The following is a 23,322-nucleotide window of genomic DNA, read 5'->3' as shown; positions in this document are numbered from 1 at the left end:
TAGGGGAGGATTTATATGATGGGATGGGTAATAGCCATTTTGTTTGGTTCAGCAGTCGTGCTGCTCATTTTATCGTTTTTTAAAACGACGCAATCCAAATCAAATCTTGAGCAACAAATTGATCAGGTTACTTTTTCATTAAAGAATGAAATCCACGAGCTGCAGCAGCAGATCAGGAATATTGAATTAGATGCAGAAATTACAGCACACCAATCAGGCTCAATGAAAGGATCATCGGAGGATCGCTTATTGCTGCGTGAGATTCTTGACCTTCATAAGCGCGGGTATTCTTTTGAGAGCATTGCCTTAAAAAAACAGCTTACACCTAATGAGGTGGAGCGGATGCTTTTACCTTATTTATCGAAAAGGGCTGAAAGGAGTATGGTTGCACAATGACACCTAATTCCTTGCGCAGTTTTGCAGCAGGCCTTTTAGTGGCTGCCATTTTGACTGGCGGTGCCTACTTTTTTGGTCCTTCTGAAGCAAAAAGTACGGAGAAACCGGGGAATAAAACAGAAAATGCGGCTAAACAGAAAATGCTGACTGACAAAGAAATGATCGATCTGCTGTCTTCTAAAGGCTTTGTGATAAATACAGAAGATGAGTGGAGCGATCAGCTCGCTGCCGCTGCAAAAGCCAATGAAAAAAAGGAAGAAAAATCGGAAGAGAAATCAAATAAGGAAACCGGCGAGAAGGTTGTCTATCGTACCATCTTGACCGTCTCGATGGGAATGACAAGCATCGATGTAGGAAATGCCTTAGAGCGTGCCAACATTATCGAAAGCGGAATCCAGTTTTACAAAGATGTTGAAAAACGCGGCTTGGCGAACGAACTGCGTCCTGGAACATTCGAAGTGGAAAGCGGAATGACAACAGATGAGATCATTTCGGTAATTTTTAAGTAGTTTTAATAGAAAAAGCTCCTTTTAGGCAATTAAAGGAGCTTTTTTCTATGGTTGAATCCTGAAAGATGAACGAAAGCTATTTATTTCGGGCATTAAAAACTTTTATTCTGCGGTTAGAAAGAATTTATGTGCGCATAGCCCCGATTTATATGCTGATAAAAAATTTTATGTGCGGATAGACCAGATTTATGTGCGGATAAAAATCTGATGGCTCCTTCACGTTTAAAGTTTTATCTTATGGTTCTGCTTAAGCCTGCTTACTCCTCCAAAAATCCGCGAACACTTCAACAAGCTCAGCAGGCGCTTCATACATGCTCATATGCCCTGCACCTTTAATGGTCACCTGCATGATGTTCGGCCCCACGACGGTAAAAGACTTCTCCGGCGGGACGATCTGGTCTTTTTCACCAGCGACAATTAATACCGGAAGCTTCGTATTTTTTAGAACATGATTCCGGTCCGGCCTCCGTTTCATCGCTTTCAAAGCCGCTTTTGCACCTTCCGGATTAGTGCCATAACCAATCTCTTTTGCCTGTTGAAGTTCTTCAGGGTGCTTTTCTCCTGACGCAAAAAGATTGGGAACGAGTCCATCAACAAAGGATTTAATTCCTTCTGCATCGATTTTCCCAGCCGCCACTCCCCTCCCCTTCTTCCCTTCTTCAGAATCCGGGTTGGCTGTTGAATGGACGAGAGAGAACTGTTTCAGCCTGTCCTCATAAGCTTCAGCAAAAGCAAGTGTTACATAGCCGCCAAGCGAGTGGCCAATGAGAGACACTTTCTCCAATCCCAGCTCCTCAAAAATACCTTTAATCATTTCTGCCATCGTTTCAACTGAAATATCTCCCGCAGGCAAACCAGAACCTCCGTGTCCGGGAAGGTCCACCGCAATTAATCGGTGTTTCTCTGCCAGTCCAGGAATCACCTGCTGCCAATAGTCCTTGCTGCCGCAGAATCCGTGAATCAGAACAATTGGATCTCCCTGGCCTTCATCATAGTAAGATATTGCTGTTCCATTAACTTCTGCTCGTTTAGCATCCATTCTAAACACCCGCCTTATTTTGCTAGTACATCCTGGTATTCACTTTTTCGATCAAAGACAACTTTCGCGTAAGAGCAAACCGGTACAATCTTAAAGCCCTTCCCACGCGCCTCCTGTACAACACTTTCTACTAACTTTCCTGCAATTCCCTGACCGCGGAGTGAATCACTCACATACGTATGGTCAATCGTTACCTGAGATTCACCGCTTGGTACAAAAGTAATTTCAGCGGCCATATTCCCTTCTTCATCATTTACAAAAAAGCGGTTCTCTTCTTTTTGAATTTCTGCACTCATTTAATTCCCTCCTAATAAGGTTTCCAAAGCTCAACTGCTAATTCTAATATGTCCTTATGCTTGTATATTAGCATATTAATTGGAAAAATTATCTTACCTGGGTTCTATAAAATTTCCCTCTTTTCTGACGCCCTTAAACACGATCACTCAAATTTTCTTTTCCTCTATACTTTTATCAGAATATTCATTATAATAATTCGAATAGCGTAATAATTCCATTTCCCTTTAGAGCACTATTTAGACATAGCGGGGTGAAAAAATGTTTCCTGTAAAAATAAATAAAAATACAGTTTTAATACTAGGCATCATCTTTGTTGCTTTTAATCTTAGACCTGGCATAACTGCTGTTGGACCGCTGATTAGTTCAATCAGATATGATATTGGAATCTCAAATGGGCTGGCTGGCCTGCTCACGACCCTTCCTTTGCTGGCTTTTGCCCTTCTTTCTCCTTTTGCGCCAAGAATCGCCCAAAGATTTGGCAATGAAATGAGTATTTTGGGCGGACTCGTTGTACTGGGGGCGGGAATAATCATCCGCTCTACCATCTCTTTATTTTTGGGTACGGCTTTAGTCGGCATGGGAATCGCGGTATGCAATGTCCTTCTCCCTGGAATAGTAAAGGAACGCTTCGGAAAAGTGGGATTGCTGACAGGGGTTTACACATTTTCCATGGGACTGTGGGCAGGCCTGGCCCCTGGACTAAGTGTGCCTCTAGCAGAAAAATGGGAGATCGGCTGGTCCTGGTCACTCGGCGTTTGGATTATTTTGGTGGTAATGGCCGTTCTGATCTGGCTGCCACAGCTTAAAGCAACAAAGGAGAACACCGACAGGCAAATTGTCTCCTCCAATTCTTCTCTCTGGCAATCCGGTATCGCCTGGCAGGTGACCCTTTTTATGGGCTTGCAATCACTAGTTTATTTCTCCTTTATCACTTGGCTGCCTGAGATTCTTAATGATCGGGGATTTAATATCGAAACAGCAGGCTGGATGGTCACACTGCTGCAATTTTCAGGTCTGCCAGCTAATTTTATTATCCCTGTTCTTGCAGACCGGCTTCCAAACCAAAAAGCGATAGCTGTTGGAATTGGCGTCTTTTGTACTGCTGGTATAACAGGGCTTCTTCTTAATATAAATTCTTTTATAATCATAGTGGGCATTATACTAATCGGCATTGCTTTAGGTGCGGCCATCAGCCATTCATTAACATTGATCGGTTTGCGTGCGGCCAATGCTAAACAGGCTGCCGAATTATCAGGCATGGCTCAATCGGCAGGTTATTTGCTTGCTGCCCTTGGCCCGTTTTTGATCGGTTATATATACGACTTTTTTCATAATTGGACACTTCCGTTAATCCTGCTAGTTTTGGCTACAATTGTTTTCACACTGGCCGGAGTCGGTGCAGGGAGAAATCAATATGTATTGGAAAAAGTCTTTATAGATAGAAAGAAATCCCCTTCTACGATTGTGTAGAGGGGCTTCTTCCTTCTTCCTAAATCTTTACCGCCTTTTATGGAATCCTTAATTGTCCTATAGTAATGAATGCTGTTATTTTCTAAATGTTCATTCTGCACCTGCTTCTAATAAAATTTCCTCTATTTCTTTATATCCTTTTCTTCTAGCAAGCTCAATCGGAGTCACTCCATATTGATCTGCCAATTCAGTATCGGCACCGTTTTCAAGCAATAGTTTAATAATGGCCTGCTGCCTTGTGTCGCCATTATTCAATACGATGGCTTCAATCAAAGGTGTCCAGCCGCAATAATTTGTATGATTTACGTTAATATCTGTTGATGTTAAAAGCTCCCTGACCACCTCGATATGCCCCTTTTCACTTGCCGGAGTAATTCCCACACCACCAAATCGGGTGACAAGATTTAAGTTAGCGCCTGCACTTATCATTAATCTTACTAGCTTTAAATCTCCATTAATGCACCCAAATAAAAATGGATTTAAACAAGTTTGATCTTGCCGATTAATATCTGCACCTGCATCAGCCAGATACTTTACGACATCATAATGTTTATTCATTGCAGCCAGCAATATGGCAGTCCGCTTCTTTTTATCCTGCATGTTAATATCTGTGCCCAGCTCAAGGGATTTTTTCAAACTCTCTAGATCGCCTGTTCTCGCTGCATCAAAAAATATTTTGCTTTCATTCGTCTTAATCATAATATCCTCCCAAATTTAAAAGTTTGTAACCATTCATTTCTTTAAGTTATTAAAATAGGAAGCCCAACCTTCGGACTTCCGCATCACGCTATGATAACTGGCCTGAAACCATCTTTCCTTTAAAGATTACCGCTTCTCGCTTAGTCGTTCTTGCTACTGCTTCGGCAGAACAGGAAGCATCGAGAAGAACTAAATTTGCATCATCTCCCTCAAGCGGCCACGCTACCTCGCCATCCTTGTTTAGTGGGACAGGACCCCCAGTAGCCCATTTTAAAGATTGTGCTAAGGAAAGTTCATCGCTCTTACGGTAAAGTTCGCCATATCGCGTTACCTTTTCTAATAAATCTCCATTCCCGAAAGGTCCCCAGGAATCATAGAAACCATCGCATCCCAGATAAACATTTACCCCTTTTCGGTCCAAAAGTTCAATTGGAGGGAGTGATTTTGTTATTGGGATGGTGGACATGATCGACATTCCGAGCTCACTCAATTTATCTGCAATTTCTTCTGCCTGCGGGACAGGAATTTCACCCAAGCTGAACGCATGGCTCACAGCAGCGCGATTGTGCCACTTTGCATCTTCGACCATCTCAGCAAATTTATCTACCGTATAATACCCTACATGTCCGCCGTCATGTAAATGGATGTCTATATCTGCATTAAATTCTGTACCAAGATTCATTATTTCATAGAGTGATTTTTCAATGTTACGGTCAATTCCTGCAGGATCAAGACCACCAACAATGTTAGCTCCGGATCTCATGGCTTCTTTCATAAGCGGAATCACATTTTCTCTTAATAAACCGTGTTGAGGAAATGCAACAATTTCATATGTCAACTTATCCGAATAGTCCTCTAAGGCAGCTTTCACGCCTTCCAGGTTTTTCAAGCCTATATAGGGATCAATATTTACATGGGTACGAATATGAGTTGAACCCTTTGAAAGGAGAAGCTCGATCATTTTGCTTGCCCGCTGTTTGGCTGTAGGAGCTAATTCCTCAAGCTCCATTGCTTCATATTGCAAACGTTCTTCTAAATTTTTGACCGTCCTGCATGCCTTCCAATCAAGAGATAGATAGGTTTTATCAAGATGATTATGCATCTCCTTAAAAGAAGGCAGCGCTAGAAATCCTTTGCCGTCCACTGTTTCTTCATTCTCGGAAATTTCAAAACTGCTGATTTGTTTTTCTATTATTTTTCCATCTTCTATTTTCAAATGGAAGAGTTCTGTTTTTGTAATGTATGTCCCCTTGTCATCTTGAAGATATCCTGTTTCCAACTTAATATTTGTTAGCCAATACGGAGTTGACATTGTATTTCCCCCTTTGCTCTTTTAAGTTATGCATTCATAGGATCCATTTCTGTTAATTTACTTTCAACCTTCTTGCCTTTGAAAAATAATGACTCAACAGTTGCCCTTCTAGCAATTGCCTCTGCTGAACATGTCGCATCAACTAATATCATCGTCGCATCATCACCGACTTTTGGCCAAACTCGTTCACCATCTTTATCTAATGGAGTAATCCCGCCGGTTGCAAATTTCAAAGCAGATGATAAGGAATATTCATCAATCAATCGGAATCTTTCCGCAAGAGTTCCAAGCTTCTGGATGGTGTTCCCTGTTCCAAATGGGGACCAATGATCAGTGATGCTGTCATGCCCTACAGACACTTGAATGCCATACCCATCAAGCGCTAAGACTGGAATAGTTGGACGATTAATTGGAATAGTGGTAGTCACATCAATCTCATGTTCTTTTAGTATTGCCGCCATTTCAATAAGCGTTTCTCCATGCAGATCACCTAAAGCAATCCCATGGCTAATCGTCGTCTTTCCTATTAGACCTGCTTCTCTTGTGTAATCAGCCATTCTCTCGAATGTAAAAGCTCCCAATGTGTTAGGGTCATGAAGATGGATATCGACTCCTTTTTTATGTTCAACCGCAATTTCAAATATTGTATTCAGTGACTTTTCAATGTTCCGGTCTACTGTAGCCGGATCAACACCGCCAACTAAGGTGGCTCCATTTTTCATTGCATCACGAATTAATTGAACAGAATCACTTCTTAGGAGTCCGTGCTGCGGGAATGCCACGATTTCATATGTAAGAACATCTTCATATTTTTTTAATGCATTTACAGTAGCTTCTAAATTTTTTAGTCCAATTACTGGGTCGACATTACAATGCGTGCGAATATGAGTATGGCCATTTTTCAAATACAGCTCAATCATTTTTTCAGCACGCTCTTGTGCGGTTGGAAGAAGCTTTGGCAAAAGCTCTTTTTCCTCTTCTAATCTGGTGAAAATTCCTTTTGTGATTGGCGTACAGGCTTTCCAAGGACCTCCATAATAAGTTTTATCAATATGAATATGCATATCTCTAAATGAAGGAAGTAAAAGCTGATGCTTGGCATCGAACTGGTTTTCATCGGAACCTGGAGCACTTTGGGTGATTTCTGTGATTTTTCCACCCTCCATTTTCAAGTGGCAAATTTCTGTGCTGGTACCGGCAATTCGTCCATTTTCGTAAATGAACCCTTTTTCCAGACGAACATTTGTTATCCATTGAGTAGTCATATCAATTCCTCCTAAAGTTGAGAATGAAGGAAAAGTACTTTTTGAACAAAAGTACTTTTCCGGTTTTTCGATGTTAATTTATCATTACCATCGACTTCTATTTACTCAATTACTGCATCATCAATCATCAGGTAGTTTGCAGCATTTAACCAAAAGCCGCTTACATTTTTACTATGGGCAGCCATATGTTCGTAGTTGCGGATCGGAATATAAACGGCATCCTCTAATTCCATTTGCATCACTTGCTCATAAAGCTCTTTACGCTTTGCTTCGTCAGTCTCTCTGCGTGCCGCTTCTATCATTTTGTCTACCTCTGGATTACTGTAATAGAAATGGTTTCCAGGAGGTCCCTGTGAAGCAGTGTGGAACAGGTTGTACTGGTTATAGTCTCCATCCCCTGTTGCATTTCCCCATCCGCCAATAAATAGATCATGTTCTGATTTATCAATCGTATCGATATAAGCACCATATTCCATTACTTGAATGTCTACCTCAACGCCTATCCCCTTTAATTGGGATTGAATAACTTCAGCCATATTGATACGTTCTTTTCTATCGCTGGTGAGCAATTTGAGCTGGAGTCCATCTTCATATCCGGCATCTTTTAACAATTTTTTTGCTTCATTTAAATCATAATCATAAGGCTTTACATTCTCACTGTGGCCAAAAACCTTTGGGCTCATAGCCGCATTTGCAAGTGTACCTACGTTGTTATAAACCCCTTTTATGATCGCTTCTCTCTCAACGGCATGGCTAATTGCTTTACGGACTTTAACATCATCCAGAGGTTTTTTCTTTGTATTAAACCCGATATATTCAACAGCAAGTCCCTCTGCACGGAAAAGCCCCATAGAATCGGATGATTCAATTCGTTCAATTTCCGTAACAGGCACCTGATCGTTAATATGAGCCTCCCCTGTTTCGATCATAGCCAATCGAGTTGCATCTTCTGGGACAACTTTAAAAACAACCCGGTCAATTTTTGGCTGTTTCCCCCAATAGTTTTCGTTTTTCTTCAAAGAAACTTCCTGGCCGGTCTTCCAGGCTTCAAATACAAATGGTCCTGTACCAACTGGATGTTCAGTCAGCTTTTCAGGGTTTTCAGCTAATGCTTTGGGGCTTATGATACTTCCTTCGTTACTTGCCAGAATTGAGAGAAGCGGAGCATAAGGATATTCAAGTAATAATTGTACTGTGTATTCATCAATAACTTTTACTTCATTAATCATCGCGAATTTCTCTCGCTGCGGGGATCCTGTGTTTGGATCCAGCAAGCGGTCAAAGGTTGCTTTTACTGCTTCTGAGTTAAACGGAGTCCCATCATGAAAGGAAATGCCCTCTTTCAGCTTAAACTCCCAGGTCGTATCATCAATGACATTCCATTCAGTTGCCAGAGAGGGCTGAATGTTCATGTCTTTATCTGGTTCTACTAAAGTTTCATATACTTTTTGATAAATAATATTTGCAGAAGGTATATCTGTAATAAAGTGAGGATCTAATTTTGTTGCATCAGATAAACGAACAACTGTAAGTGTACCCCCTTCTTTCTTCCCTTCCGTTCCATTAGCAGGACTCTGTTCTGTATTTGATTGTGTAGAACAAGCTGATACAAACAACATCATTAAACATAGAAAAACCAGCAGCATTCCATTCTGAAATAGTTTTCTATCTTTTTTCATTCTTTCTCTCCCCTTTTTTTGCATTTTCGAAATATTTAAACGTTAAAAACCTATTTTCACCATCCCTCCGTAACTACTTATCTGCATTATAGAAGATGTTGAATTTCAATATTTACAGAATATTTACGTGTTTTTTAAAGATTTTGACAACTATTTTAAAAGATATTTACTTTACTGGTAATTTTGATAATTTTAATAAAACATCACTCATTTTTATACCAAACTGCTTTGAAAGGAGGAAGGGTGATTTCTCATTCAGAATTTTAATTCAAAAAAATTTTATAGGGGGGAAATAAGATGACAGTTGAAGTAAAAACCGAACAGCCTAATATTGCTGCAAAGTCTTTCATAAGTAAAAAGGAATCAAGATTAAAAGATTTTCTATCTATATTAATCCAGAATAAAGCGGCTTTAGTTGGAGCCATAATCATTCTTATTTATATCTTCATGGCAATGTTTGCACCGCTGCTGGCTCCTTATAGTCCATACGAAATTGATTTGGAAAATAAATTGACACCTCCATCCTCTGAGCATTGGATGGGAACAGATGATAAAGGAAGAGATATTTTAAGCAGGATCCTATATGGGTCAAGGCTGTCCATGGGGGTAGGTTTTGCTGCTGTATTATTCGGTGCATTCTTTGGAATTATTTTTGGGTTAGTAGCCGGCTACTATGGAAAATGGGTTGACACCATTATCATGAGAATGATGGACGTCATGCTTGCATTCCCAGGAATCCTATTAGCCCTTGCCATCATCGCTGCTCTTGGTCCTAGCCTTATCAATGTAACAATAGCAGTTGGGGCTTTCTCTGTTCCTTTATTTGCCAGGATTGTTCGCGGATCTACTTTAGAAGTAAAACGCCTTGAGTATATTGATGCTATCCGCTCGCTAGGAGCAAATGATTTAATAATTATTGCCAAACATATTTTTCCAAATATTCTTTCACCCATTATTGTACAGGGAACGCTGCGATTAGCTACAGCCATTTTATCAGCCGCTGGATTATCATTCCTTGGCCTGGGTGCCCAGCCACCATCACCAGAGTGGGGAACCATGCTTAGCAGCGGAAGAGATTTCTTATTCTCAGCACCGTATATTGCCTTATTTCCGGGCCTCGCCATTTCCATTCTAGTTCTTGGATTCAATATTTTCGGTGACGGCTTGCGGGATGCATTTGATCCGAGAATGAAAAAATAAAGAGCCTATGAGGAGGTTATATCTATGCTGATGTTTATATTACGCCGGGTCTTCCAAACCATTCCGGTTATTATTGGAGTTACTTTTGTTGTCTTTTTTATCATGCAGCTCGTTCCGGGAGATCCTGCCGTACTGCTTGCAGGTGAAGGTGCTTCAAAAGAAACAATTGAAGCCATCCGTGAACAACTTGGATTAAATCAGCCTCTATATATCCAATACTTTGAGTATTTAACAAATGTTTTTAGAGGGGACTTAGGTGTTTCATTAAAAAATAGCCAGCCCGTCCTTGATGAGATATTGGTAAGATTACCCATAACAATTGAACTTGCCTTTTTTAGTATCATCATAACAATCGTGCTGGGAATGGCTGCAGGAATCATATCAGCTGTCAAACCTTATTCTTTGACAGATGTCAGCGTTATGCTTGTTGCACTCCTGGGAATTTCTCTCCCAAGTTTCTGGTTTGGTCTAATGCTAATGTATTTCTTCTCTGTTAAACTGCAAGTCTTGCCAGTTGCAGGATGGGATAGCCTTCTGCATGTAATCTTGCCAGCCGTAACCCTTGGAGCTGGCGGAGCGGCAATTGTTGCTAGAATGACAAGGTCAAGCATACTGGAAGTTATTCGCCAGGATTATATTAGAACAGCGCGTGCAAAAGGACTTCGTGAACGTATCATTATATATAAACACGCTCTTAGAAATGCACTGATTCCAGTCATTACAGTTGTCGGGCTTCAGTTTGGCGCTCTGCTTGGAGGTACTGTACTGGTTGAATCAATATTTGCCATTAATGGCCTAGGCAGAATGATTGTTGATGCGATTCGAATGCGTGATCTTCCAATGGTCCAGGGCGGCGTTTTGTTTGCCTCACTTATTTTCGTAACCGTAAATTTATTCGTAGATGTCTTTTATCGGTTCTTCAATAAACGAATTGAGTTAAATTAAGTTAAGGGTGGGTGACCTGACCGTGAACAAAAAAAATAAGCTTATTCTTGAAGTAAAAGGGTTAAAAACGCATTTCACAACAAAACGCGGAGTAAGCAAAGCCGTTGATGGCATCGATTTTACATTGCATAAAGGTGAGACTTTGGGAATTGTAGGAGAATCGGGATGCGGGAAAAGTATGACCTCCCTTTCCATTCTCCGCCTGATCCCTTCTCCTCCGGGGAAAATTGCTGGCGGATCCGTTTTATTTAAAGGAAAAGATTTAGTTACAATGACAGAGGATGAAATGAGGAAAATTCGAGGAAATGAAATATCGATGATTTTTCAGGAACCTATGACTTCATTAAATCCTGTAATCCCAGTTGGGGAACAAATTGCGGAAGCTTTGAGGCTGCATCAAAAGATGGGAAAAAAAGCCGCCTGGGAAAAGTCAGTTGAAATGCTGAAGCTGGTAGGAATCCCTTCTCCTGAAAAGAGAGCTAAACAAGAACCTTTCCAGTTAAGCGGCGGGATGCGCCAGCGAGTAATGATTGCAATGGCCCTTGCCTGCACACCGGAAGTATTAATTGCAGATGAACCAACAACAGCATTGGATGTTACGATTCAAGCGCAAATACTGGAGCTGATTAAAGAGCTGCAGACAAAAATAGGAATGGGCGTAATAATGATTACTCACGATTTGGGTGTAGTTGCAGAAACATGTGATAAGGTAGCCGTTATGTATGCCGGAAATATTGTCGAGCACGCTTCTACTGAGCAATTATTTGCTAATCCCAAGCACCCTTATACTCAGGGGCTGCTGAACTCATTGCCTAAGATCCATGAAGATCAAGACGAATTAATTACGATTGACGGCAGTGTCCCTAGCCCATACAATATGCCAGCCGGATGCCGCTTTGCTTCTAGATGCCCATATCGGGAAGACATATGCATAACACATCAGCCAAACCTTATAAATCAGTCTGATGGGGTTAAAGTGCGGTGCTGGAAATATACAGACGAATGGACTGGCAATAGAGATAAAGAGGGGGTTATCTAGCATGGAAACAGCAGAAAAAAAGATCATCTTGCAAGTGGACCATTTAAAACAATATTTTCCTGTGAAGAAAGACTCCTTCTTCAAGCCAAAAGCATATGTAAAAGCGGTGGACGATATTTCATTTGAGCTATACGAAGGTGAGACATTAAGTATAGTTGGAGAATCAGGCTGCGGTAAATCAACTACAGGACGTGCAATTTTAAGACTTGATGAGCCGACTGATGGAAAAGTTCATTATATGGGGCAAGATATTTTGGGACTAAATAAAAAGGAAATGAGGAAACTTAGAGGAGATTTGCAGGTTATTTTTCAAGATCCTTTTGCTTCTCTTAATCCTCGGCAAACAGTTAAGCAAATTTTAAATGAAGCAATGGCCATCCAGGAAGTAGTTGACAAGCCAAAGCGAAAGGACAGGATGCTGGAATTACTTGGCTATGTTGGTCTTTCTGCAGAATCCCTTGATAGATATCCGCATGAGTTTAGCGGTGGACAGCGCCAGCGTATCGGGATTGCCAGGGCGCTGGCGGTTGATCCGAAACTAATTATTTGCGACGAAGCTGTATCCGCCTTGGATGTATCAATCCAAGCACAAATTCTCAATCTCTTGAAGAATTTGCAAAAACAATTTAAACTGACATTTCTTTTTATCTCTCATGATCTGAGTGTGGTCAGGCACATTTCAGACCGGGTTATGGTGATGTATTTAGGAAAAGTGGTTGAAATAGCAGAGAAAAAAGAACTGTTTGATTCTCCACTCCATCCATATACACAGGCCTTATTATCTTCTATTCCTGTTCCGGATCCAACTTTAAAAAGAGACCGTGTCATTTTAAAAGGAGATGTGCCGTCACCCATAGATCCTCCTAGAGGCTGCCGGTTCCATACACGCTGTCCCTTTGCTGTAGAAAAATGCAAGCAGGAAGAACCACCCTTAAGGGAGCTTGTGAAAAATCATTTTGTAAGCTGTCATATTGCAGAAGATTTGCCAGTTTAAAACAAATACATCTATTTTGCTTAAAATGTTATATTAAAAAAGGGAGATGTTCGCATACATCCCTTTTTTAATACTTAAGGAGAAACATGTACGATGCTGCCTATTGAATCCTTCTCCATTTATATTATGTTTTGTGTTCTGGTTCCTTTGCTGGGATCCTTTACCTTGCTATTTTTGTTTGTTTTTGAAAAAAGAATTGATTTGCTTGAAAGACAGAAACGTGAGATAGCTTTAGAGAGAGAATTGCAAACAGCTTTATACAATCAATTGAATCAGGAAATACAGCCGCATTTCTTTTTTAATACCTTAAATTCAATACTGGCTTTGGCAAGACTGGACCGCAAAACAGAATTAATTCGCTCCATAGAGACTCTTTCAAAACTTCTAAAATTTAAGTATCGAACAATTAATAATTTCATACCAATCGAAGATGAGCTTACTTATGTAAATTATTATCTAGAGATACAAAAAACCAGGTTTAGAGATCGGCTTCACTACGAAATTCAATTGGACAAACATGTAAATAAAGCTATTATTATTCCTTTTTTAATTCAGACTCTTGTGGAGAACGCTTTTAAACATGCTTTTGAAAGACATATTGGTAATGCCTTTTTAAAAATTAATGTTCTAAAAATAGAATCATCAATACATGTATCTGTGTGGAACAACTCATTTGAAAGCACTGAAACCAGTCACTCTGATGGGGGGCTCGGATTAGAGAATATAAAAAAGAGACTTGAGCTACTGTTTCCGGAAGATGAAACTTCTGTTCAATTAAGGAACGAAGGGGGCGGAACAGCTGTTTTGGCTATTTTCCCCTTTGTAATTAAGTCAGAAAAACTGGAAGGTGAAAAAGTGCAATGAATATCTTGCTTGTAGACGATGAACCAATTGAACTGGAGCAATTGGAATATCTCATTCAAAAGAAATTTTTAAACTGGAAATTTTTCAAGGCACAAGATGCCTCCCAAGCCCTCCAAATAATTAAGCAGCATGACATCTTTCTCGCTTTCCTTGATATTCAGCTCCCAGGCAAATCCGGTCTTGATTTAGCTATGGAACTTTCCGTTAACAATGATATCGATATAATTATGGTCACTGCCTATCAAAACTTCAAATATATCCAAACATCACTCAGGCTTGGAGTTATTGATTACATTACAAAGCCTGTCATTGAGGAGGAGTTATTGTCAGTTTTGGCAAGGTATGAACGAATAGGCAGTTACTCGGAGCAAATTGTAAAAGCTTTGCAAATTATACAAAAAGAATATAGCGAGAAACTAACCTTGAACTATTTAGCTTCTAAAATTCATATTAATTCAGCCTATCTGAGCAGAAAATTCCATGAGGAAGTGGGAATGGGATTTTCCGAGTACCTAAATGAATTTCGATTAAAACAGGCCCAGAAAATGCTGATTGAAAGTCCAGATTTAAGTATTAGCGCCATTTCAGAGAAGTGTGGCTTTAACAGCCAGCATTACTTCAGCCAGATATTCCGGAAAATGACTGGCCAATCACCTAGGGATTACCGTCTGAAGGAGACTTCCCAATGAAAAAAAACGATTTCCAATTTTACATAAGCGGAGCATTCCACCTGGGAATCGGTTTTGGAATTGTTAGTCTTTTGTCCAGATGGGTAACTGGGAATACAATTCTCTCCTCTCCAGAAACATTAATCAAGTATGGACTAACCGGAGGAATCGGCTATTCGCTTATGGGCGCGCTTGCGCTAATTTTATTCGGAATTTTAGCAAAAAAGATCCGGGATCGGTTCCATGATCAGCAAACAATAGGTGATGTCTTAAGGGAAAGATTGACTCCAGGCGGTTATTGGTACATGATCTCTATTCTTCTCGTGATTAGTATTCATTCCATATTTGTCCAGGCTATGGGTGCAGGAATTCTTTTGCATATGATTTTTCCATGGCCAGTTTTTTCTGGAATGGCTATATTTTTATTGTTTTGTTTTTTTATTGGCGGAGCAGGAGGTATGCAAAGAATCCATCAGCTTGCAGGAATCAATGTAGTGTTGATATTCAGCGCGGTCATAATTATTCCTGTTTACTTTTATATCCAGGAAGGGGTATATCCTGTTTATGAAGGGATTAAGTTATATCATCCATATATACTTTATGTTAAAAATACAGAAGCTATTTGGTTTATTTTCACTGCCATTTTAATAGGCTTTGGACAAGTTATAGTTGATCGTGCCTCATGGCAAAGAGTCTTTATCATACAAAAAGAAAAACTGCGAATGACCTTTACATTAGCAGGTTTAATATGGGCAACCATTCCGCTTGCATTATCATCTTTAATAATGATTATTATTTTTGGGAGAAGCTATGATTCAATTTATTCTTTATTATTTGAGCTTGTTGGAAAAATCAATTCAACTTTGCTTATTGTCTTATTTATTCTTTTTTGCTTTAGTTCCATTTCATCTGCTATTAGCGCAGAATTGCATGCTACTGTCACATTAATAATTAAAAATATATTCGATTTACTCCATCCCCTGAGCAATAAAGAAAAGTGGAGATATACTTATATTTTTTCCGGAATCATTTGTTTATTTTTACTTATTATCGTAAGTATATTACCTCCTAACCCTCTTGAACTGTTGTTTTTTTTCGGAAATATCTATGCTTCAATGATCGTGCCAATGCTATATATTATCCTAGGCAATAAAACATTGCCTGCCCTCATTCCCTTAGCTTCAATCATTGGGACAGCCGGGGGCTTTGCTGCTTTGCCTATTGTGGAAAATCTCATAACGATTTGGATCAGTTTTTTCATATCAAGCTTAATTTGTTTAGTTTATTTCATCTATAATATTTTAAAAATGAAGTTGTCGTATAAATTCTCAAAGAGATATTAGCTTGGGAGCGGACTTGCTTTTGTTTAATCTTTTTCAGGATCAATCGCATTTATGTATTTGAATTAACCGATCCTTCTCTGCCAGATACATTTATATAACATCTGGCAGAGAAGGAAAAGTATGTGCCTGTACGAAATTTTGCATTTAATATCTTGTTATATCCATTGGCAAAGAACCGGCAGCAAAGCCGACAAATAAAAATCTTTCCTCACCAGTATTTCTCATCCCATGAATCTGGTTAGGCTTGGCAAGGATCACCATGCCTTTCCCTATTTGGATTTCATTCTCCAAGTCCGGGAAGTATGTTCCTGTTCCCTCGATACAAACCCAAATATCGTCTACATTTGAATGGGAATGCAAGTATACTTCCTGTCCTGGTTCCAGACACCAAACAGCACCTACCGTTTTATCTGTTTCATAAAAATAGTTCTTTTGAGGATTATTAGGATCAAATTTTGCTATCTTATCAATTTCAAAAACTCTTTCTTCCATGATCTGCTGAATGTTTGACACTGCCATTACTCCTCCCCATATATTTTTTTATCTAAATATTCTGTTAAATTTGCCTGTTGATTTCCGCTGCAGGCACTCGCTTTCCGCGGGCGGTCCAGGAGCCTCCTCGGTGCTCGCACCTGCGGGGTCTCCCGTTGACACGCTACTCCCGCAGGACTTTGAGTAAGCTTCCTTGAGTAAACACCGCACGAAGGAAATGCGAATGCATTTTCGAGGATCTCGTACCTTTTCGCTCCAATCAACAGGGTGCTAAAAATCAACAATAAGCTTTAAAATAGCCTATCTAAAAATAAAACAGGCTATTACAGTTCCGCATCCCGATTGCAATCCTTGGAGTAGACATAGGTTAAATTTTCCCTCCCCACAGCATAGGCTGCCTGGTGTACATAAGGACCCATGAAAATATAATCACCTTTTTTGACTGGAATCCACTTATTATCGAGATTATACATCCCTTCCCCGGTAAGTATATATGCACCGTGCTCTTGAACATGTGTTTCAATAAACGGGTGGCTGGCAGCAGGATCGAAAGACAAGATATGGAAATTCATATCAAAATCCAAATCAGCAGGCAATAGATCTTTTATGTTTACATTGTGCATATCATCGTAGTTCCTGTATTCAATTCTGTTTGCATGGCCGGATACAGCCCATGGCTTTCGCCCTTTAAGAGGACGGTATTTTTGCTTGTATAAAAAGAGCTTAGAGTCCCCATCCTTCATATTTTCCAGATGCATCTTTACTCCCGGCGGGCAGTAAAGATATCCGCTTTCCTCCAAGATAAACTCTTGCTCGCCTGCAACAGCCTTCAATTTCCCCTCTATAATGTAGACAAATGTCTGTATATCTTCTTGGCCCCCAAACCCTTCACTATTACCGCCCCCTTTTTTCATTGTCACATAGTAGTCGACAAAGCTTGCCCCAAGCTTGGGCGAACCTAAAATAGAAATAATACAATTATGAAATCCAGGAATAACATTGTTCACTAATCCTTCAGGTGCAATTAAGGCGTACTTCCCATGTTCTATTACAGACCTGCTTGATAATAAGTCGTTTGGATAGCCCATTCAAAAACTCCCCTTTATATCAATTTTATTTATAAGCTAGTTCATATAGAGTACCGATCAGTGCTTTAACTCCTTCAGCTAAATCATCCGGCTCGGTATATTCATCCGGGTTATGGCTAATGCCCTTATGGCTTGGAACGAACAGCATAGCCGTTGGGATGAAAGGTGCAAAAATTTGTGCATCATGGCCGGCACCGCTGTGCATTACCTTATAACTCAAGTTTTTTTCCATACAGTGATTTTCAATAATTTCTACAATTTTAGGATCCATTGGGACTGGATCAGTATCGAGCCATTTTTCAATGGTCGCATCAACTTCATGCTCTCTTGAAATATCTTTTATTTTTTCAGTAAATGCTTCAGTAAAATGGACAATGACATGTTTGTCAATATGACGCAAGTCTAAAGTGAAAACGGCTTTTCCCGGTACCACATTCGCAATGTTGGGTGAAATATCAATCCTCCCAACTGTTGCTACCAGCGGTTCACCATACTGCTTTGCCAAGTTGAGCATTTCATGGATCATATGGCTTGCAGCAAAAGCAGCATCTTTGCGGTAATTCATTGGTGTTGTTCCAGCATGGTTCGCTTCACCAGTTACCTCAATCGTAAAACGCCTTTGTCCAACTATGCTTTTTACGACACCGACAGATTTATTTTCGTTTTCAAGAACATTTCCCTGTTCAACGTGGACTTCGACGAAGATCTTCAAATCCTGGCGCGGAGCTTTTTTTTCTTCTCTAAAAGCAAACCCTGCTTTACTCATTGCTTTAGCAAATGGAACACCATTGGAATCTACCAGATTTTCAACATCCTTCTTAATTGCGCTTCCAACGATATTCTTCGAACCCCAGAAGCAGTAAGGAAATCTGCTCCCTTCTTCCTCTGCCAATGAAACAACCTCAAGATTTCGTTTTGGCATTCCATATTGTTCCTTCAAAAAGATTATTGCTAGAATCCCAGCCACAATGCCGTATTGGCCGTCATATAATCCGCCATTTTTCACAGTATCTATATGAGACCCTGTTAAAACCGTCTCACCATGATTTTGTCCCTTCAATACTCCGCTTAAATTTCCAACTTCATCAAACTGTACCTTTAAGCCTTCGGTTTCCATCCAGGATTTCAGAGCTCGCTGAGTATCCGTCCATTGTTTGGAATAAAGGAGACGGGTAATCCCCCCTCCTGGATCCTTCGCAAATGTCCCCAGCCACTCCAGCCTTTTCACAATACGTATTGCCAAATTTTCAAATTCAAGCTTTCCATGGCATTTGATTAAATCTTCCATACCCAATAATCCTCCCAATGTTTATTGTATTTCTATGGTATTGGCGGGTTCTACGTCTTGAATTGAATTGGGGCTCTACTAAACTTCTTAAATAGTTTGCTTTCCTTACTTCCTGTGTAAAAATCTATTACTTCTTATCATTTTTTTTAAAAAACTTAGTAAAAAGCAGTAATAGAGAATTATACGTTCATAGCTTCTGCTTGACTTTTGCTCCTGATAACTTGGCCAAGAGGTTCCCCGGCAATCCCCTGGTCCAAATCATATACAACGATGCCGCGAACAAGGGTTTTGGTTACTCGGCAATCAATCGTTCTTCCAATATAGGGACTCTGCTTATGGCGATAAAATAGCCCTTCTTCCTTTACAACATAAGAGCGATTGGCATCAACTAAGATAATATCGGCATCCATTGATACAGCTATTTCTCCCTTATTAGGAATGTTAAAACGCTCAGCCGGATTGGAGGAAATCATCTTTACAAAATTAGTTATCGGTATATTACGTTTCAAAACCGCTTCATCAAACATTAAATCTACGTTATTTTGACAGCCGGTGATTCCTCCCCACACTTCAAAAAAATTATTTGAAGAACTTTGCTTCATTTCAGGTGGACATGGTGAGTGATCAGACGTTAACATATCAATCTTGCCTTCTATTAACTGCTGCCAAAGTTTTTCTTGTTCTTCTCTGCTGCGAAGCGGGGGTGAACATTTGGCAGCCGGGCCAATTTCCTCGAATTGTGCGGCAGTGATTGTAAAGTAATGGGGACAAGATTCAAGTGACACATCCTGTCCCTCTCTTCGGGCCTTTGCAATTTCCTCTACTGCTTCAGCAGTACTGATGTGCACAAAATGGAGCCGGCACCTTGTTTGTTTCCCTAAATAAAGAGCACGTTTTACTGCCTCAACCTCAGTAAAAACAGGCCGGGATAGGACATAATCTGCCGCAGTAATCCTTCCTTGCCCAGCCATTTCTTCCCCTAACCGGTCTGTAATAAGGGCATTTTCCGCATGGATCGATAAAATATGCCCCAACTCTGCAATCTTTTTCATCCCTGTATAAAGCGTATAATCATCCACATTCGAAAAATCATTGGGGTTATCAGTACCGCAGGTGGACATAAAGCATTTAAATGCTACAACTCCTTCATCAGAGAGCTCTTTAAGTCTTTCAAGATTGCCTGGAACAAGTCCGCCATAAAATGCATAATCAATATAATTCTTCCCTTTTGCTGCTTCGGCCTTTAAATACAGGGTTTCCCTGTCTATCGTAGCTGGCAGGGCATTTAAAGGCATATCTACATAACATGTGGTCCCGCCAGCTGCCAATGCTTTTGTCCCTGTTATAAAACCTTCCCACTCCGTTCGGCCGGGTTCACAAATATGCACATGAGTATCAATCATTCCAGGCATGACATATTGTTCACTTGCATCTATGGTCTGTTCAGCTTCATTGTCAATTGTTTCAGCAATCGCTGCAATTATTCCATTTTTAATTGCTATATCATTTCTTCTTACTTCGTCCCTGAAAACAACTTTACCACCCTTTATAATCAGATCATATTTCATCGTTTTTCTCCCTTTACGCTTTAATAAAAACGTCTATGCAATCCTCATACTGCATACTGCAAAGAGATATTCTAGCGGAACTCCCCCAGAGTATTACGAAAGGTCTCTTAATTATTAAATTATATAAAATAATCAAACTATTTTTTCTGAATTTTTTTACCTGTTTTTTAGTTATTTTTACTTTTTGCATCCACAACATAGGTTAGGGGATAGCTTGAGATTTTGATAGAGTTATTTTCAAATATTACCTGCATTACCGTAAACTAAATTCCCCTTGTAAAATACCGCACTGCGTTCTGATCTTCTTGCAATAGCCTCTGCCGAACAGCTTGCATCGATCAGGATCATACTGGCTTCATCTCCTGCTTTGGGCCATATCTGATTCCCCTCTTTATCCAAGGGTGTTTTACCTCCTGTAATAAACCGCATTGCCTGGGAAAGAGATTTTTCATCAGTCCACCTGTACCGTTCGATTAAGCGGCCAGCTCTTTCCAGAATATCTCCGTTTCCTGTAGGCCACCATGAATCAAAAATATTATCATTCCCAACTGCGACTTCTACTCCGCATTCATTTAACAGATTAACTGGAGGTATCGCTCGGCCTATTGGAAGGCTGGTAACGATCGAAATACCTGCATCCTTTAAAATATTTGCCATTTCATATGCTTCTTCTCTCGAAACATCTCCAAGTCCAAATGCATGGCTGATCGCAACTCTTCCTTCCCAGCCTGCTTCCTTTGTTAAAATGGCCAGCCGTTTCATCGTAAAAGTCCCAAGATGGCCAGGATCATGTAAATGCAAATCAATATCTGCATTTCCCTCAACAGCCAAATCCATTAATTGAACGAGTGAAGCTTCAATATTGTTGTCAACGGTTGCAGGATCTACCGCTCCCACAATTCCTGCACCTTTCCTAACGGCTTCTTTAATAAGCTGAGGAGTTCCTGAGCGCAGCAAACCGTGCTGGGCAAACGCAACAATTTCGGAGCTGGCATAATTTGAAAACTCCTCCAATGTTTGCTGAACCCCTTCTAAATTCTGCAGTTTGACTTCAGGGTAAATATCCACATGAGTTCTAACGTGAGTTGATCCAAATGATATTAATTTCTCAAGCAATGCTTTTGACCGCTGATGGGTGCTTGTTGGTATGGATGCCAATGCACTTTTTTCTATTTCACAGCGTTCAATGACACTTGAAGCAGGGCTGCAGGCTTTCCACTTCTCCCCCATGTATGTTTTATCAAGGTGAACATGCTTTTCGACAAAGGATGGCAAAAGAAGCAGTCCCCCTGCATCTTTTACTGGTAAGTTACCTGAAAAACACTCCCAGTCTTTAACAACTTTTGCAATGCGCCCGCCCTCTATTAATATATGAAATAAATCTGTTATTGTACCTATCACTCTATCATTCTCTTTCTTGTAACCACATTCCAGCCGCACATTCTTTATCCAATAATTCCCTTTCATATTCATTCCCCTTTCTTTATTTAAGATCCTGGACAAGATAAAAGGGCATCCAGAATGGATATCCCTCTTATCTTTGACAGCTTATTTAATTGAAATATCATTGATCTCCAAGTAACCAGAAGGACTTATAGAGAAGCCTTTCACTCCTTTTGAAATTGCAGCCATATTCTCAATCACACGGACCGGAATATATACGGATTCTTCCATTTCAATTTCCTGAGCCTTTTCATATAGCTCTAAACGTTTATCCGAATCCTTTTCAGCACGAGCAGATTCTATTAAACTATCCACTTCTTTATTGCTGTAAAAGAAAGTATTGCCAGCAGCACCGTGAGAACTGCTATGGAAAAGATTATATTGATTGTAATCAGCATCTCCCGTTGCATTTCTCCAGCTTAAAATAAACATTTCCGTGTCGCCTCTGTTTGCTTGTTCGACAAATGTGCCATATTCAAACACTTGTATATCCACTTTAATTCCGATTCCTTTTAGCTGTGACTGAAGCACCTCTGCCATATTTATCCATTCCTTCTTGTCCATCGTTTTTAATGTTGTTTCAAACCCATTCGGATAACCTGCTTCAGCCAGCAGTCTTTTTGCTTCATTGAGATTATATTCGTATGCTTTCATACTTTCATGGTATCCGAAAACCTTAGGCCCCAATAGCGAGTTTGATTTGTTTCCGATATTGTTAAATACTCCTTCTATAATGGAATCCATCTCAACTGCATGTCCAACTGCTTTACGGACCCGAGCATCATCAAATGGCGTCTTTTGTACGTTAAAACCAATATACTCTGTGCCAAATCCTTCGCTGCGGTATATTTCAGAGTTTCTGGAGCTTTCCACCGTATCCATCATGGTGACAGAAAGTGGTTCAGCTATATGGGCTTCACCTGTTTCAAGCATTGAAATCCTTGTTGTTTCTTCCGGGACAACCTTAAATAAGACCTTATCTAGTTTAGGTTCAGCACCCCAGTATTTTTCGTTTTTATTAAACACAATTTCTTTGCCTGGGGTCCAGGACTCGAACACAAATGGACCTGTCCCAACTGGCTCCTGAATTATTTTTTTTCCGTATTTTTCAATCGTTTTTGGTGCGATAATTCCGGCTTCATGACTGGCCAAAATGGAAAGTAAAGGGGAAAACGGCTCTGACAATTTAAATTGAACAGTATATTCATCAACTGCCTTTACTTCTTCTACCATTTTGAATACAACGGCCCTAGGGGAAGCAACTTCCGGATCTAACAGCCGGTCAAATGTAGCTTTCACAGCATCCGCATTAAATGCAGTCCCGTCATGGAATGCTACATCTTTTCTGAGCTTGAACTCCCATGTTGTATCGTCCAACTGTTTCCACTGTTCTGCCAGCAAAGGTTTTATTTCAGCATTTTTGTCCCGGCCAACAAGCCCCTCATAAATTTTATTATGTGTAACGCTGGCAGCATTGATTGTGGACATGAAATGATGATCTAAATTTTCAGCGTCAGACAAGCGGGCTATAACTAAAGTCCCGCCGCTATCAGACGTTTTACCCTTGGTGTTTTGACTTGAGCTAACGTCCTGTTTTGTTGAGCAGCCTGCAATAAGGATTGCCATCAGCATAATTAAAACTAACTTCCCAAATCTTCTTTTTGCTTTCATAGACTATACCCCCTTTTATTAAAACCATAAGGTCTTTGTCTAATTATATAAAA

General features: G+C 40.1%; 22 protein-coding genes. 10 read left to right on the top strand and 12 right to left on the bottom strand.

What is annotated here, in order from left to right; translation table 11 throughout:
* Window positions 1-15 precede the first annotated feature (15 nt).
* Window positions 16-396 (top strand): hypothetical protein, encoded by a 381-nt coding sequence (locus tag IQ19_RS10010; protein WP_242020951.1) that lies wholly within the window; start codon window positions 16-18, stop codon window positions 394-396.
* Complete coding sequence (locus IQ19_RS10005) at window positions 393-905, top strand: endolytic transglycosylase MltG (protein ID WP_144542286.1); 513 nt, start codon at window positions 393-395, stop codon at window positions 903-905. Before IQ19_RS10010 ends, IQ19_RS10005 begins: the two co-directional genes overlap by 4 nt.
* Before the next feature lie 247 nt (window positions 906-1,152).
* Here IQ19_RS10005 and IQ19_RS10000 read toward each other — a convergent pair whose 3' ends face one another.
* Together IQ19_RS10000 and IQ19_RS09995 are read right to left on the bottom strand one after the other, a co-directional pair.
* The gene (locus IQ19_RS10000) at window positions 1,153-1,944 is read right to left on the bottom strand and encodes an alpha/beta fold hydrolase (RefSeq protein ID WP_144542285.1); all 792 of its coding nucleotides are present in this window, start codon (window positions 1,942-1,944) and stop codon (window positions 1,153-1,155) included.
* A gap of 14 nt (window positions 1,945-1,958) precedes the next feature.
* Window positions 1,959-2,240 (bottom strand): GNAT family N-acetyltransferase, encoded by a 282-nt coding sequence (locus tag IQ19_RS09995; protein ID WP_144542284.1) that lies wholly within the window; start codon window positions 2,238-2,240, stop codon window positions 1,959-1,961.
* A 259-nt stretch (window positions 2,241-2,499) separates the two neighbouring features.
* Here IQ19_RS09995 and IQ19_RS09990 point away from each other — a divergent pair, with 259 nt between their 5' ends.
* Window positions 2,500-3,711 (top strand): CynX/NimT family MFS transporter, encoded by a 1,212-nt coding sequence (locus IQ19_RS09990; RefSeq protein WP_144542283.1) that lies wholly within the window; start codon window positions 2,500-2,502, stop codon window positions 3,709-3,711.
* A gap of 90 nt (window positions 3,712-3,801) precedes the next feature.
* On the opposite strand, the gene IQ19_RS09985 is transcribed toward IQ19_RS09990, so the two are convergent.
* From IQ19_RS09985 to IQ19_RS09970, 4 genes are all read right to left on the bottom strand, one after another.
* A complete protein-coding gene (locus IQ19_RS09985) occupies window positions 3,802-4,410 on the bottom strand; it encodes an ankyrin repeat domain-containing protein (protein WP_144542282.1) in 609 nt (202 codons plus the stop codon).
* 88 nt (window positions 4,411-4,498) lie between these two features.
* On the bottom strand, window positions 4,499-5,722 hold the full coding sequence (locus tag IQ19_RS09980) for an amidohydrolase (protein WP_144542281.1): 1,224 nt from the start codon (window positions 5,720-5,722) through the stop codon (window positions 4,499-4,501).
* Window positions 5,723-5,748: 26 nt separating this feature from the next.
* Window positions 5,749-6,987 carry an amidohydrolase family protein gene (locus IQ19_RS09975; protein ID WP_144542280.1) on the bottom strand — a complete coding sequence of 413 codons (1,239 nt, stop codon included), beginning with the start codon at window positions 6,985-6,987 and terminating at the stop codon, window positions 5,749-5,751.
* Between the two features lie 101 nt (window positions 6,988-7,088).
* Complete coding sequence (locus IQ19_RS09970) at window positions 7,089-8,666, bottom strand: glutathione ABC transporter substrate-binding protein (protein ID WP_144542279.1); 1,578 nt, start codon at window positions 8,664-8,666, stop codon at window positions 7,089-7,091.
* Window positions 8,667-8,963: 297 nt separating this feature from the next.
* Here IQ19_RS09970 and IQ19_RS09965 point away from each other — a divergent pair, with 297 nt between their 5' ends.
* The 7 genes from IQ19_RS09965 to IQ19_RS09935 all read left to right on the top strand — a co-directional run bounded on the left by IQ19_RS09965 (window position 8,964) and on the right by IQ19_RS09935 (window position 15,719).
* On the top strand, window positions 8,964-9,866 hold the full coding sequence (locus tag IQ19_RS09965) for an ABC transporter permease (protein ID WP_144542278.1): 903 nt from the start codon (window positions 8,964-8,966) through the stop codon (window positions 9,864-9,866).
* 24 nt (window positions 9,867-9,890) lie between these two features.
* Entirely contained in the window at window positions 9,891-10,811 is a 921-nt protein-coding gene (nikB, locus tag IQ19_RS09960) for a nickel ABC transporter permease (RefSeq protein WP_144542277.1), read from the top strand.
* Between the two features lie 22 nt (window positions 10,812-10,833).
* Entirely contained in the window at window positions 10,834-11,850 is a 1,017-nt protein-coding gene (locus IQ19_RS09955) for an ABC transporter ATP-binding protein (RefSeq protein ID WP_144542276.1), read from the top strand.
* 1 nt (window position 11,851) lies between these two features.
* The gene (locus IQ19_RS09950; RefSeq protein WP_144542275.1) at window positions 11,852-12,844 is read left to right on the top strand and encodes an ABC transporter ATP-binding protein; all 993 of its coding nucleotides are present in this window, start codon (window positions 11,852-11,854) and stop codon (window positions 12,842-12,844) included.
* A 165-nt stretch (window positions 12,845-13,009) separates the two neighbouring features.
* The gene (locus IQ19_RS09945; protein ID WP_242020950.1) at window positions 13,010-13,708 is read left to right on the top strand and encodes a sensor histidine kinase; all 699 of its coding nucleotides are present in this window, start codon (window positions 13,010-13,012) and stop codon (window positions 13,706-13,708) included.
* Window positions 13,705-14,397, top strand: coding sequence for a response regulator transcription factor (locus tag IQ19_RS09940; RefSeq protein WP_144542273.1), 693 nt, complete (start codon window positions 13,705-13,707; stop codon window positions 14,395-14,397). Before IQ19_RS09945 ends, IQ19_RS09940 begins: the two co-directional genes overlap by 4 nt.
* Window positions 14,394-15,719 carry an SLC5/6 family protein gene (locus IQ19_RS09935; protein WP_144542272.1) on the top strand — a complete coding sequence of 442 codons (1,326 nt, stop codon included), beginning with the start codon at window positions 14,394-14,396 and terminating at the stop codon, window positions 15,717-15,719. The genes IQ19_RS09940 and IQ19_RS09935 overlap by 4 nt, the downstream gene beginning before the upstream one ends.
* 144 nt (window positions 15,720-15,863) lie before the next feature.
* On the opposite strand, the gene IQ19_RS09930 is transcribed toward IQ19_RS09935, so the two are convergent.
* From IQ19_RS09930 to IQ19_RS09905, 6 genes are all read right to left on the bottom strand, one after another.
* Window positions 15,864-16,238 carry a cupin domain-containing protein gene (locus IQ19_RS09930; RefSeq protein ID WP_242020949.1) on the bottom strand — a complete coding sequence of 125 codons (375 nt, stop codon included), beginning with the start codon at window positions 16,236-16,238 and terminating at the stop codon, window positions 15,864-15,866.
* 296 nt (window positions 16,239-16,534) lie between these two features.
* Entirely contained in the window at window positions 16,535-17,299 is a 765-nt protein-coding gene (allE, locus tag IQ19_RS09925) for a (S)-ureidoglycine aminohydrolase (RefSeq protein WP_144542271.1), read from the bottom strand.
* A gap of 25 nt (window positions 17,300-17,324) precedes the next feature.
* Window positions 17,325-18,587, bottom strand: coding sequence for an allantoate deiminase (allC, locus tag IQ19_RS09920; protein WP_144542270.1), 1,263 nt, complete (start codon window positions 18,585-18,587; stop codon window positions 17,325-17,327).
* Between the two features lie 179 nt (window positions 18,588-18,766).
* Entirely contained in the window at window positions 18,767-20,155 is a 1,389-nt protein-coding gene (gene allB, locus IQ19_RS09915) for an allantoinase AllB (RefSeq protein WP_144542269.1), read from the bottom strand.
* Between the two features lie 237 nt (window positions 20,156-20,392).
* Window positions 20,393-21,622, bottom strand: a complete 1,230-nt coding sequence (locus IQ19_RS09910) for an amidohydrolase (RefSeq protein WP_144542268.1) — start codon at window positions 21,620-21,622, stop codon at window positions 20,393-20,395.
* Between the two features lie 81 nt (window positions 21,623-21,703).
* A complete protein-coding gene (locus IQ19_RS09905; protein WP_144542267.1) occupies window positions 21,704-23,269 on the bottom strand; it encodes a glutathione ABC transporter substrate-binding protein in 1,566 nt (521 codons plus the stop codon).
* Between the last annotated feature and the right edge of the window lie 53 nt (window positions 23,270-23,322).

Source organism: Cytobacillus oceanisediminis, from assembly GCF_007830235.1.
GTDB lineage: Bacteria > Bacillota > Bacilli > Bacillales > Cytobacillaceae > Cytobacillus > Cytobacillus oceanisediminis.
Note: the sequence above shows the minus strand (reverse complement) of the source record. Positions and strands in the feature narration are given on the sequence as shown.

Coding starts and splice junctions, on each gene's coding strand:
- IQ19_RS09965 (WP_144542278.1), top strand. CDS start 8,964: ATGACAGTTGAAGTAAAAACCGAACAGCCTAATATTGCTGCAAAGTCT.
- IQ19_RS09990 (WP_144542283.1), top strand. CDS start 2,500: ATGTTTCCTGTAAAAATAAATAAAAATACAGTTTTAATACTAGGCATC.
- allB (WP_144542269.1), bottom strand. CDS start 20,155: ATGAAATATGATCTGATTATAAAGGGTGGTAAAGTTGTTTTCAGGGAC.
- IQ19_RS09975 (WP_144542280.1), bottom strand. CDS start 6,987: ATGACTACTCAATGGATAACAAATGTTCGTCTGGAAAAAGGGTTCATT.
- IQ19_RS10000 (WP_144542285.1), bottom strand. CDS start 1,944: ATGGATGCTAAACGAGCAGAAGTTAATGGAACAGCAATATCTTACTAT.
- nikB (WP_144542277.1), top strand. CDS start 9,891: ATGCTGATGTTTATATTACGCCGGGTCTTCCAAACCATTCCGGTTATT.
- allC (WP_144542270.1), bottom strand. CDS start 18,587: ATGGAAGATTTAATCAAATGCCATGGAAAGCTTGAATTTGAAAATTTG.
- IQ19_RS09930 (WP_242020949.1), bottom strand. CDS start 16,238: ATGGCAGTGTCAAACATTCAGCAGATCATGGAAGAAAGAGTTTTTGAA.
- IQ19_RS09910 (WP_144542268.1), bottom strand. CDS start 21,622: ATGAAAGGGAATTATTGGATAAAGAATGTGCGGCTGGAATGTGGTTAC.
- IQ19_RS10005 (WP_144542286.1), top strand. CDS start 393: ATGACACCTAATTCCTTGCGCAGTTTTGCAGCAGGCCTTTTAGTGGCT.
- IQ19_RS09980 (WP_144542281.1), bottom strand. CDS start 5,722: ATGTCAACTCCGTATTGGCTAACAAATATTAAGTTGGAAACAGGATAT.
- IQ19_RS09940 (WP_144542273.1), top strand. CDS start 13,705: ATGAATATCTTGCTTGTAGACGATGAACCAATTGAACTGGAGCAATTG.
- IQ19_RS09905 (WP_144542267.1), bottom strand. CDS start 23,269: ATGAAAGCAAAAAGAAGATTTGGGAAGTTAGTTTTAATTATGCTGATG.
- IQ19_RS09935 (WP_144542272.1), top strand. CDS start 14,394: ATGAAAAAAAACGATTTCCAATTTTACATAAGCGGAGCATTCCACCTG.
- allE (WP_144542271.1), bottom strand. CDS start 17,299: ATGGGCTATCCAAACGACTTATTATCAAGCAGGTCTGTAATAGAACAT.
- IQ19_RS09985 (WP_144542282.1), bottom strand. CDS start 4,410: ATGATTAAGACGAATGAAAGCAAAATATTTTTTGATGCAGCGAGAACA.
- IQ19_RS10010 (WP_242020951.1), top strand. CDS start 16: ATGATGGGATGGGTAATAGCCATTTTGTTTGGTTCAGCAGTCGTGCTG.
- IQ19_RS09950 (WP_144542275.1), top strand. CDS start 11,852: ATGGAAACAGCAGAAAAAAAGATCATCTTGCAAGTGGACCATTTAAAA.
- IQ19_RS09970 (WP_144542279.1), bottom strand. CDS start 8,666: ATGAAAAAAGATAGAAAACTATTTCAGAATGGAATGCTGCTGGTTTTT.
- IQ19_RS09995 (WP_144542284.1), bottom strand. CDS start 2,240: ATGAGTGCAGAAATTCAAAAAGAAGAGAACCGCTTTTTTGTAAATGAT.